The sequence below is a fragment of the Streptomyces sp. genome, from assembly GCF_050698815.1.
In the GTDB taxonomy this organism is placed as follows: Bacteria; Actinomycetota; Actinomycetes; order Streptomycetales; family Streptomycetaceae; genus Streptomyces.
Genome location: NZ_JBOHCV010000034.1, coordinates 1 through 10,313, shown reverse-complemented (window position 1 = coordinate 10,313; position 10,313 = coordinate 1). Strand labels below are relative to the sequence as shown.

The 10,313-nt window shown below is 72.3% G+C and carries 13 protein-coding genes; 6 read left to right on the top strand and 7 right to left on the bottom strand.

From position 1 onward, the window contains the following. Nucleotides 1-185: 185 nt before the first annotated feature. The gene (locus tag ACRDP3_RS01250) at nt 186-1,193 is read right to left on the bottom strand and encodes an ArsR/SmtB family transcription factor (RefSeq protein WP_431514906.1); all 1,008 of its coding nucleotides are present in this window, start codon (nt 1,191-1,193) and stop codon (nt 186-188) included. A 402-nt stretch (nt 1,194-1,595) separates the two neighbouring features. Here ACRDP3_RS01250 and ACRDP3_RS01245 point away from each other — a divergent pair, with 402 nt between their 5' ends. Genes ACRDP3_RS01245 through ACRDP3_RS01225 form a run of 5 tightly spaced genes read left to right on the top strand, consistent with a single transcriptional unit; the run spans nt 1,596 to nt 5,608 of the window. Next, a complete protein-coding gene (locus ACRDP3_RS01245; protein WP_431514905.1) occupies nt 1,596-1,784 on the top strand; it encodes a hypothetical protein in 189 nt (62 codons plus the stop codon). 50 nt (nt 1,785-1,834) lie between these two features. After that, complete coding sequence (locus ACRDP3_RS01240; RefSeq protein ID WP_431514904.1) at nt 1,835-2,611, top strand: hypothetical protein; 777 nt, start codon at nt 1,835-1,837, stop codon at nt 2,609-2,611. Next, on the top strand, nt 2,608-3,573 hold the full coding sequence (locus tag ACRDP3_RS01235; RefSeq protein ID WP_431514903.1) for a DUF6895 family protein: 966 nt from the start codon (nt 2,608-2,610) through the stop codon (nt 3,571-3,573). Before ACRDP3_RS01240 ends, ACRDP3_RS01235 begins: the two co-directional genes overlap by 4 nt. Beyond that, nucleotides 3,570-4,493, top strand: coding sequence for a DUF6895 family protein (locus tag ACRDP3_RS01230; protein ID WP_431514902.1), 924 nt, complete (start codon nt 3,570-3,572; stop codon nt 4,491-4,493). Before ACRDP3_RS01235 ends, ACRDP3_RS01230 begins: the two co-directional genes overlap by 4 nt. Next, on the top strand, nt 4,490-5,608 hold the full coding sequence (locus ACRDP3_RS01225; protein WP_431514901.1) for a serine hydrolase domain-containing protein: 1,119 nt from the start codon (nt 4,490-4,492) through the stop codon (nt 5,606-5,608). The genes ACRDP3_RS01230 and ACRDP3_RS01225 overlap by 4 nt, the downstream gene beginning before the upstream one ends. Before the next feature lie 30 nt (nt 5,609-5,638). Here ACRDP3_RS01225 and ACRDP3_RS01220 read toward each other — a convergent pair whose 3' ends face one another. The 6 genes from ACRDP3_RS01220 to ACRDP3_RS01195 all read right to left on the bottom strand — a co-directional run bounded on the left by ACRDP3_RS01220 (nt 5,639) and on the right by ACRDP3_RS01195 (nt 9,845). Beyond that, nucleotides 5,639-6,874: an RNA polymerase sigma factor gene (locus ACRDP3_RS01220; RefSeq protein WP_431514900.1), complete on the bottom strand. Its 1,236-nt coding sequence runs from the start codon at nt 6,872-6,874 to the stop codon at nt 5,639-5,641. Then, nucleotides 6,868-7,284 carry a YciI family protein gene (locus ACRDP3_RS01215; protein WP_431514899.1) on the bottom strand — a complete coding sequence of 139 codons (417 nt, stop codon included), beginning with the start codon at nt 7,282-7,284 and terminating at the stop codon, nt 6,868-6,870. Before ACRDP3_RS01215 ends, ACRDP3_RS01220 begins: the two co-directional genes overlap by 7 nt. 289 nt (nt 7,285-7,573) lie before the next feature. Continuing rightward, entirely contained in the window at nt 7,574-7,834 is a 261-nt protein-coding gene (locus ACRDP3_RS01210) for a hypothetical protein (RefSeq protein WP_431514898.1), read from the bottom strand. A 152-nt stretch (nt 7,835-7,986) separates the two neighbouring features. Beyond that, complete coding sequence (locus tag ACRDP3_RS01205; RefSeq protein ID WP_431514897.1) at nt 7,987-8,343, bottom strand: arsenate reductase family protein; 357 nt, start codon at nt 8,341-8,343, stop codon at nt 7,987-7,989. A gap of 77 nt (nt 8,344-8,420) precedes the next feature. Then, a complete protein-coding gene (locus ACRDP3_RS01200; protein WP_431514896.1) occupies nt 8,421-8,801 on the bottom strand; it encodes a DoxX family protein in 381 nt (126 codons plus the stop codon). 84 nt (nt 8,802-8,885) lie between these two features. Further along, nucleotides 8,886-9,845, bottom strand: a complete 960-nt coding sequence (locus ACRDP3_RS01195) for a sigma-70 family RNA polymerase sigma factor (protein WP_431514895.1) — start codon at nt 9,843-9,845, stop codon at nt 8,886-8,888. Nucleotides 9,846-9,978: 133 nt separating this feature from the next. Between ACRDP3_RS01195 and ACRDP3_RS01190 the strand changes: the two genes are divergently transcribed. Then, nucleotides 9,979-10,313: ArsR/SmtB family transcription factor (locus ACRDP3_RS01190; RefSeq protein WP_431514894.1), on the top strand; the 335-nt coding region annotated here is incomplete at its 3' end.

Genomic DNA, 10,313 nt, shown 5'->3' with positions numbered 1-10,313 from the left:
GGACAAGTACGGCGTGTCCTGGCAGGTCACTCCCGTCGAGCTCTTCGACCTGGTCGGCGACCCCGACCCGGAGAAGGCGAAGCGGGCCACCGAGGCGATGTTCCAGATGAAGAAGCTCGACGTCGCCGCGATCCGGAAGGCGCACGCGGGGAAGTAGACATCAGCGGGGGACCGGTTCGTCTCGCTCACTCGGCCGGACCGGTCAGGGCCGGAGACGTCATGGACTGCAGCAGCAGTTCCGCACCGAGCGGAGTGAGGCTGTGCCGGCTGGTCCTGCCGTGGCGGCGTGTGGTCACCAGGCCCACGCGCCGCAGCACCGTGGCGTGTTCGCTGGCCGAGGCGAGCGAGAGGCCGGCCCGCCCGGCGAGCTGACCGGTGGACACGCCTTCGGCGATCACCTCCAGCACGGCCGCCCGGCTGTGCCCGAGCAGTGCGGCCAAGTCGCGGCGCGGATCGCCGGGTTGGGCGAGCAGCGGGTGGTGGTGCGTGGCGTCGGCTGTGATGTCGTAGTACAGCGTCGGCTGTTCCTCGGCCGGGTCGCACGGCGCGTACGAGCTGAAGGCGGCCGGAGCGAGCAGCAACCCCCGTCCGCCGAGGTCGTATTCGAGGTCGTCCCCGGTCTCCACCTCCAGCACCGGCGGCCGCCAGTGCATGCGCGGATGGAGGGTGCTCAGCACCGCTTCGACGCCGCCGTCCCGCAGTTGCCGGGTGCGCCTGGCGCCGTCGGCGGCGAGGGCGGAGGCCAGGCCGGGCCAGTACGGGGCGACGGCCACGCGGTGGTAGTCCCGTACGGATTCCGCGAGTCGGTCCGCGGCTTCGCGGTCGCCGTCCGCGAGATCGCGGGTCCACGGTGGCAGCCGCCGGTAGCCGGCCAGGTGGTCGAGGTCCGCGCGCAGCACCCGCCGGGGCGTGGAGAGCAGTCGTTCCAGTTCGTCCTCCAGTGTGCGCAGACCTTGCGCGGGGCGGAGAAAGCCGGGGAGCGGGTGGCAGGGGGCGCTGGGTATCAGGGCGCCGAGCAGCGGTGACGTGGACGGCTGCCAGCCGGCTCTGACCGTACGGCGCCAGAGGTCGAGTGCGGGGGGTCCTGGTCGGTGTGCCAGCTGGGCGGTGCTGAAGCTGGTGACGGCGAGCGGGCTGGGGGCGTCGGCCAGCCGCGTACGTCCCACGTCGGTGAGTGTGAACCGGATGCGCATCGTCGTACTCCTGCCCGTCCCCTGCCGCTCCGCGCTCTTTGCCTCTGCGCAGCACCCTTCGGGCACGACCGAAAGGTGTGCCCGCACTCGTTTCTACACGGCATCCTCGGGATTGTGCAGGTGCGGGACGGCCGGCCGACCGGGTTAGGGCCGACCGTCCCGCACTTCACGCACCGCGGGGGGCAACCAGTCCCGTTTGCGGGGGCGTTGGAGATGCGGGGCGGGCGCGAGGGACCCGCGGAGGCCCGGGACGGGTGGCGATCCGGGCCTCCGTGTCGCGAGCTCGGACGCGGAGAGGGCGGCGGCCCCGGACGAGCGCCTGCGTTTGCGCGATCGGACATATCAGTGCCTACTTGGTCGAGGCGGTACAAATCGCCATCCCCCCCGAGAAGGGACGATTCGATGATGCCGGTCGACGCACAGCGCACGCTCCCGACTTCGACGGAGACCATGGCAGCCGACGTGGAGTCGCTGCTCAGCCCGGCCGAGGCGGAGGGCATCTTCCGTGACACGGCCGAGTGCGCGGGCGGGCTGCTCCTCGCCGCGCTGCTCCTCATCTCGCCTCCCACTCCCCGCCCGAAGAAGGGCTGACCGGGATCGTGACAGCACAAGGCTCCGACGCTGCGAGCCGCCTGTCGGACGTGGTTCAGGAGTTCGCGTCAGTGGTCGTCTCCGCCCTTCGGGGCGGGGACGGCCGCTTCGACTTGCTGGGTTCGGCCTTGAGCCGTTCGGACGACCCGGCCTCGGTCGCGGCCGTACGGGTACTGGGCGCCGACGCGCTCGCCCCGTGCACGCTGTCGGGCAAGCTGCCGACGGAGGCCGACGTGATCCTGTTCGAGGGGGCCGTCGCGGCCTTCCCGCCCGAGTCCGGCTCCTCATCCGTGAGTGCGTGGAGCCACTGGGGCATGCGCGCGGCGCTCGGCCGTGTCCTCGCGGGAGACGGGACCGGCACCGGCACCGGACTGGACGGTGCGGGTCCGGACGCCGCCGGTCTGGCCGGGATCGGTCCTGACGGCGACGACCCCGACGCCGCCGGCCCGGACCCCGAGTGGGTGACGGCCGAGCCCTGGCAGCGGATGACGTACCAGCTCTCCCAGGTGGCCTCGCTGGCCGTCCCCGGCCTGCCCTCCCCCCTTTCCGCGGCCGTCGCGAAGCGCCCCGTGGATCTGGCCCGCGGGTTCGTGCGGGCCGTACGGCGGCGGGACTGGCTGCAGGCGGCCGGGGCGGCCCGCTGGCTGGCCATGACGGACGGGGTGCCCCTCTCGCTCGGTCTCGACGCGGGCCTGGACTTCGTGCACCACATGGGCGCGGCCGACGCCCGCGTCGCTCTGCACGTACGAGCCGCACAGCTCAGCCGTGACGGAGCCGAGCGGGCCGGGGCGGGCGGGACCGGGGCCGACCGGGTGGCGAGGGCATGAACGACGTAGGCGTGGCGGAACTGGACCGCGTCTCGCTCGCGGCCCTGTCGTGGCTGCGCGGCCACCTGCCGGACTTCCGGCTGCCCGCGGACGCCGGCCGCCCGGACGTGGACCGCAACGTGACGCTGAAGCCGCTGGGCGAACTGGCGCAGCTGAGCCTGTCCACGCTGCGGGCGAGCGAGCCGGACAGTACGCAGCACCAACTGGCCCGGGAGATGCTGGACTTCGCCTGGGAGGAGACCTCCCAGGGCGAGCTGTTCCTCTCCCTCGTACGCGACGAGCCGCACGCCACCTATCCGATGGAGATCTACGGGTCCTTCGCGGAAGCGGGTCTGCACCAGCCCGAGTTCGAGGAGTACGCCCGCTTCATGGCCACGACGCGGGCCTGGCGGCTGACCGAGTACGACCCCACCCGGGCGCTGGCGCTCTTCAACACCGAGCGCCGGATGGGGGTTCCGGCCCACCCCGGCCGGGACCGGGACCGCGACCGCGAAGAGGCGATGCGCCGTACCTGGCTCGGCGGGCTGGCGGAGCCCTGGTCCTTCGAACTCCGCGCGGGCTACGCCCTGACGCACTACGTCTTCCACGTCACCGACTGGGGCCAGGAGCCAGGCCGGCTGCCGGCGGAGGTCTGCGACTACCTCACCCTGTGGCTGCCGTCCTGGCTGGACTCCTGCGTGGCGAACGAGCACTGGGACCTCACCGGCGAACTGCTGGCCGTCGCCGCCGCGCTCCCCGAGCCGGTGCCCGTCGCGGAGGCGTGGCAGGCGTACGCGACGACGGCACAGAGCATGGCCGGGGCCGTCGCGGAGAGCGGTCCGCCGCCCACGCGGGAGACCGCCGATACGTTTCTGTCCTGCTATCACTCCACCGTGGCGGGCGCCTTCGCCGCCGTGCTGGCCGCCGGTCGGCTCCGCGCCGCCGCGCCCCCTGTCACCGCAGCCGGCGGAGGCCGCCCATGACCAGTCCGCAGCTTCTGCACCGCGTCGGCGCCGGAGCGCTGGACTGGCTCTCGGCCAACCGCGAGCACTTCCGTGCACGCGAAGACGTCGACACCCCCGCCCTGGAGATCGCGGAGCGCTTCAAGCCCATCGGTGAACTCGCCGTCATCGGCAAGGTGCTCTTCCGCGAGGGCGTCGCCGGCTCCCAGCAGTCCGCCCAGATCCGGGAGTTGCTCGACTACGCCTGGACGGATCTGCTGGAGGGAGGAGAGCTGCTGGCCTGGATGCAGCGCAGGGAGCCGCTCTCCCCGATCCCGCTGGAGCTCTACATGCCCTTCCGGGAACTGGGCTACCGCCACCAGGGCGTCGAGGACGGGATGCGCGCGGCCCGGCGGCTGATCAGCTGGACGGCGCTGGAGATGGCACCCAACCGGCGGCTCGGACTGGCCCGGGTCGAGGCCCGCGCCGGACTACCCCCCAGCATCGGGGTGGCGGAGGCGGCCCGGCGTACGTGGCTCGGCCGTACCCCCGAACCCTGGACGGCGGAGTACCACATCACCTACGACGTCACCCACACCGTCTTCCACCTCACCGACTGGGGCGAGAACCCCGGCGGGCTGCCCGCCGACATCGCCGACTACCTCGCGCTGTGGCTGCCGGTGTGGACGGACGACTGGGCCGGCATGGAGCACTGGGACCTGCTCGGCGAACTCCTCGTCGTCGACGCCTGCCTGCCACGCCCCGCCCTGGACCCGGACATCTGGCAGCGCTACGCGGACGCGCAGCGCCCGGACGGTGCGATGCCGGTCCAGCACACGCTGCCGGACAGGGACCCGGCGGAGACCTTCGACCTGGCGTACCACCCCACCCTGGTCGCCGCGTTCGCCTCCGTCATGGCGACCTCGCGCGCCATGTCCGCGCTCACCGGACCGCATCCGTGACACGGGCCGCCGACGCCGGCACCTTTTCCGACGCGGGCACCGCTGACGCCGGCACCGCCGCCGACGCCGGAATCGCGCCCGAGCTGCGCGCCGCCGTACGCGGCGTCGACGCCCCCGACGTCGTCTTCGCCCACTCCGCCGGCGGCCGGCGCACCGTGGTCACCGGTGGTACGGGCCCGCCCCCGGACACCCAGCCCCGCGGCATCCCGCGCGAGGAGCTGCGCTACGAGATCGGCTCGGCCTCCAAGACCTTCACCGGCCTGCTGCTGGCCGACCTGTCCCAGCACCAGCTGGTCCACCTGGGCGACCGGGCCACCGCCCACCTGCCCCTGCCCGTGTCCTTGCCACCGCACCGGCACCGCGACGCCGTCACACTGCTGCACCTGATCACCCACACCGCCGGACTGCCGCGCCTCCCACGGGACTTCTATCCGCAGGCCCTGCCGCACTGGCACAGCAACCCCTACGCCGGATACTCGGGTGACCGGCTGCTGCGCGCCTTCGCCCGCAGCCGCCCCCGCCACTCCCCGGGCAGCCGCTGGCGCTACTCCAACTTCGGCGTCGCCCTCCTCGGCCCGGCCCTCGCCCAGGCCACCGGGACCCCGTTCACGGAACTGCTGGCCCGCCGCGTTCTCACCCCGCTGGGCCTCGATGGCACCGGCCTCGTGCCGCTGGGGCCCGGCAGGGACGCGACCGGGCACAGCAAGGACGGCAGGAAGGGCGGGCACGGCACCTCAAGCCGGCTGCGGCCCTTCGACACGGGCGGCTTCCTCGCCGGAGGCGCCGTACGGGCCACCCCCGGGGACCTGCTCAGCTATCTGGAGGCGCATCTGCGCCCGTCGGCCTCGCCGCTGCCCGCGGCCCTCGAAGCGGTGCAGGAACCCCTGCTCAGGCGGGGCTTCGGCCGCGCCCACACGCACACACTCAGCTGGATCCGGCACCCCACCGACCACGGACCGCTCTACTTCCACTCGGGAGCGACCATGGGCCAGGAGGCGTTCCTCGGCTTCCGGCCGGCCACCGGCACCGCACTGGTGGCGCTCGCCACCCGCCGCTACACCTCTTCCTCCACGCTCGCCCCCGCCGCCTACCGCCTCCTCACAGCGGCGCCCTGACATCGGGCCGGATGATGCCGGCCTGCCGGGTCAGGGCCGGAGGCGGGCGGCGCGGGTCTGGAGGTAGTGCTTCTCCGGGACGCTGAGTGTGCGCTCGGCCGCCGACCGGTAGGCGGCCCGCGCGGCCTCGGCCTCTCCCGCCCGCTCCAGCAGGTGTGCGCGTACGGCATCGAGCCGGTGATGGCCCGCCAGCCGTTCCGCCAAGCGGTCGACTTCGGCGAGACCGGCGCGCGGGCCGTGCACCATGGCGACGGCCACCGCCCGGCCGAGCTCGGCCATCGGCTCGGGGGCGGTGCGGACGAGGATGTCGTACAGGGCGAGGATCTGCGGCCAGTCGGTCTCCTCGGCCTTCGCGGCCTCGTCGTGCAGGGCCGCGATCGCCGCCTGCAACTGGTAGGCGCCGGCCGGCCCCTGGGACAGTGCCTCCTCCACCAGGGCGGTGCCCTCACTGATCGTCCGCTGGTCCCAGCGGGTGCGGTCCTGCTCGTCGAGGGGGATCAGTTCGCCGTGCGGACCGGTGCGTGCCGCGCTGCGCGCCTCGGTGAGCAGCATCAGCGCCAGCAGCCCGGTCACCGCGCCGTCCTCCGGCAGCAGCCGGCGTACGGCCCTGGTCAGCCGGATCGCTTCGCGGGCGAGGTCGGCGCGGTGCAGGTGGCTGCCGGAGGTGGCCGTGTAGCCCTCGTTGAAGATCAGGTAGAGCACCTGGAGCACGGCGGTGAGCCGCTGTTCGCGGTCCTCGGGCCCGGGCTGCCGGAAGGGCGTGCCCCTGACCTTCTGCTTCGCGCGGCTGATGCGCTGCGCCATGGTCGCCTCCGGCACCATGTGCGCCCGGGCGATCTCGGCGGTGGTCAGACCGCCGACGGCGCGCAGGGTGAGCGCGATCTGCCCGGCCGGGTTCAGCTCCGGGTGGCAGCACAGGAAGAGCAGGGTGAGGGTGTCGTCCTCGGAGGGGGCGCGGCTCTCACCGGGCGGCGGCGCCGTGAAGGCGTCCCGCGGCGTGAGCGCCGTAGCCGTCTCCTCGCGCCTGCGCCGCGCCTCGTCGCTGCGCAGCTGATCGGTGAGGCGACGCGAGGCGACCTTGATCAGCCACCCGCGCGGGTTGTCCGGCAGTCCGTCCTCCGGCCACTGCTGCGCGGCTGCGAGCAGCGCCTCCTGTACGGAGTCCTCGGCCGCGGCGAAGTGCCCGTACCGCCGTACCAGCGCGCCGAGGACCTGCGGCGCGTGCAGGCGCAGCAGGTCCTCGACATTGGTCGTACGTCTCAACATTCGCCTCCGCCGGCGTCCTGGATGGGCCGGATGACGACCGGGTAGTCGGTCGCGCCCTCGGGGGCGGGGCACTGGGCGACGCGTGCGGCGATCTCGGTGACCCGCTCCAGGCTGGCGCAGTCCAGCACCCAGTAGCCGGCGAGCATCTCCTTGGTCTCGCCGTACGGGCCGTCGGTGATCACCGGGCGGCCGTCCTTGCCGGCGCTCACGAGGCGGGTCCTGGCGGGCTCGGTCAGCCCCTGGCCGTCGATGAGCTCACCGGATTCGGCGAGGTCGTTGTTGATGCCTCCCATGAAGGCGAACATCGCCTCCAGTTCCTTCTCGCTCCAGGTGGGGTGGCCCTCGGACGGCTTGCCGCTCATCGCGTCGTAGTCGGCCTGCGAGCCCTGCACCATCACCAGATACTTCATGACTTCGCTCCTATGGACGCCTTGTCACCCTCTATGGGCAACTCTCACAGGGGACGTCGGAGCAGGGGGCGGGTTCTCGACACCTCGCGGAGGATTTCCCGGATTTTTTTCGGAAGCACTCGTCGGAACCACAGGCGGCATGAGAAACGGGCGGCTCAGGGACCGAGCGTGATGCTCGGTCCCTGAGCCGCCCGAAATGGGACTCGGCGCTCAGAGGAGGCCGCCCAGGGTGCCGTCAGGGCACCGCCGGCAGGCTCCGTGCCTCAGCGGCGCCGGAGAGGACCCTGTTTCAGAACTCGTTGTCGATGCTGCAGTTCTGGTTGGTCTTCTCGGTGTCCTGGGAGGAGGTGCCGGCGAGGATGGCGATGGGCACCTCGTTCAGGTTGACGAGGCCGGTCTGGTCGACGTTGTGCCCGGCGTCCTGCTTGCAGTTGATGGTGTCCGGACCGTCCCAGCCGCCGCCGCCGCCGGCTGCCGCGACGCCCGCACCGAACATGCTGACGCTGCCGACCATGGCGGCCACAACAGCGGCCTGGCGAAGCTTGTGCATTATGTCTCCACTTCCGTGAGCGCGGAAACGATCAATCGTTGATCGCATGTAGGAGGACGATATTGGAGGGATCGCCCTATTTGTCCACAACACGCCGTGGTGTGATGACTGATCGTCAGAAGACCTCTTCTGGCCGGGTCGCCGGCGGTCGGCTAGGGCAGGACGGAGCGCACCGATTCCGGAGAGCGGCCCACCACGGTGGTGCCGTCGTCGGCGGTGATGATCGGCCGCTGGATCAGGACCGGGTGCGCGGCCAGCGCCTCGATCCACCGGGTACGGTCGGCGGCCTCCCTCGCCCATGACGGCAGGCCGAGTTCGGCCGCCACGGGCTCGCCGGTGCGGGCGATGTCCCAGGGCTCCAGACCGAGGCGGCTCAGTACCTCCTCGAGTTCCCCGGCGGTCGGCGGATCCTCCAGGTAGTGCCGCACCGTGTAGTCGGCGCCTTCCGCGTCCAGCAGTGTCAGCGCGGAACGGCACTTGGAACAGGCGGGGTTGATCCAGATCTCCACGATCGCGGTCCTCCGGGTTCGGGTGTGCGGCGGCAGGTGTCCGGCGACAAGGCCGACGCGAGGCTACGGGAGCCTCCTCACCACGGTCCCCGGTGGGCCAGTCCCAGCGCCAGCGTGGCCACGGCCAGCAGGAGGAAGGTGCCGGACGGGGCGAGGCCGTAGTCGCGTGCGCGCAGGTGGGTGAGGAGGGCGGCGGTGAAGAAGAGGATGAGGCCGGCCGCGGCGGCCGTACCGATCAGCGGGACGCCGAATCCGGCCAGCAGGCCGATCGCGCCCGCCGCCTTGAGGGCGCCCAGCAGGTACAGCCACGATTCCGGCACACCCAGCTTCGCCATGTTGGTGAGGACCGGCTGGTAGCGGAGGAAGTCGACGGTGGCGGAGAAGGTGTTGGCGGCGGCGGCCAGCAGGGTGGCCACGACATAGGCGGTGAACATGGGCAGCGGCTCCGGTGTCTTCACCCGCCGGTGGCGGGGCGTCGAGTTGGTCGGGATCGACCGGCGGGCCGGATCGACCGGCGGGCCGGGTCGGCCGGTCGGCCGTGGTCAGCCGAGGCGGGAGAGCTTGTCGGGGTTGGTGACGTTGTAGATGCCGCATACGTGCTCGCCGTCCGGGGTCAGGTCGAGGACCAGGACGGCGAACGGGGAGCCGTCGGCGAACAGCAGCACGGACGGGTCCCCGTTGATCTGCCGGTAGTGGACGCTCAGGCCCTCGGGCCGATGGGCGGCGCGGGCCACGAGCAGCCGGGCGACCTTGTCCCGGCCGGTGACGGGCCGGGGGCCCGCGGCCGCGGCCTTGCCGCCGCCGTCGCCCAGGAGGATCACGTCCGGCGCCAGCAGCCGTAGCAGCGCCCCCAGGTCGCCGCCGAACACCGCGTCCGTGAACCGCTCGGTGACCTGCCGGTGCAGCAGCGGGTCGGCCTGGTAGCGGGGGCGGCGGGCGTGCACGTGTTCGCGGGCACGGTGGGCGAGTTGGCGTACCGCGGCGGGACTGCGGCCGAGGATGACCGAGGTCTCGGTGTGGGCGTAGCCGAACACCTCGTGCAGGACGAACACGGCGCGTTCCAGCGGGGTGAGCGTCTCCAGCACGACCAGCAGCGCCATCGACAGCGCCTCGGAACGCTCGGCCGCGTCAGCGACGTCTCCGGTCCCGGTGGCGGCCGGAGTGTCCGCGACGCCGGTGAGGCCGGTGACGAGTGGTTCGGGCAGCCAGGGGCCGACGTAGGTCTCGCGGCGGCGCGCGAGGGCGTCCTTGCGGGCGAGGGCCTTGTTGACCGCGATCCGCACGAGGTAGGCGCGCGGACTCGCGATCCCCCCGGCGTCCGCCGCCTCGTTCCGGCCCGCCCACGACAGCCATGTCTCCTGAAGTACGTCCTCGGTGTCGGCGACGGTGGCGAGCATGTTGTAGACGATGGAGAACAGCAGCTCGCGGTGGTCGAGAAAGATCCGCGTCGCTGGGTCTGCCGCCGCTTCCCGGGCGTCGCCGGGCGGCGAGGTGTCGGACATCCTGGGCCTCCTGCCGCGTCACATCCTGAGAGCGACGCGGGGCCCGGAGTGTGACATCCCAAGGGAGGAGTGCGAGGGGCTGGCACCCACCGCAACCATTCATCTATCATCGACGATGAACGATTAAAGGAGAATGATGCTGGACCGCTCCTCTGCTGAGGCGTACGCGAGCTGGTTCGGGTGCTTGGCGGACCCGACACGGCTGCAGTTGCTTCACCTGCTGGCCACCGAACGCAAGCCCGTGAAGATCGGAGAGCTGGTTGCTGCGCTGGGGCTGGGTCAGTCGACGGTCTCCGCCCATGTCCGCCGCCTGGCCGAACTGGTATTCGTGTTCGTCGAGCGGGTCGGCACCGCCAGCCTGGTGCGCGTGATCCCGGACTGTCTGGCCGAGTTCCCGACCGCCGCCGAAGTGGTCATGGGCCGCGCGCCGGTGCGCTCCGGAAACAGTGCGCAGGTGCTGGCGCCCTG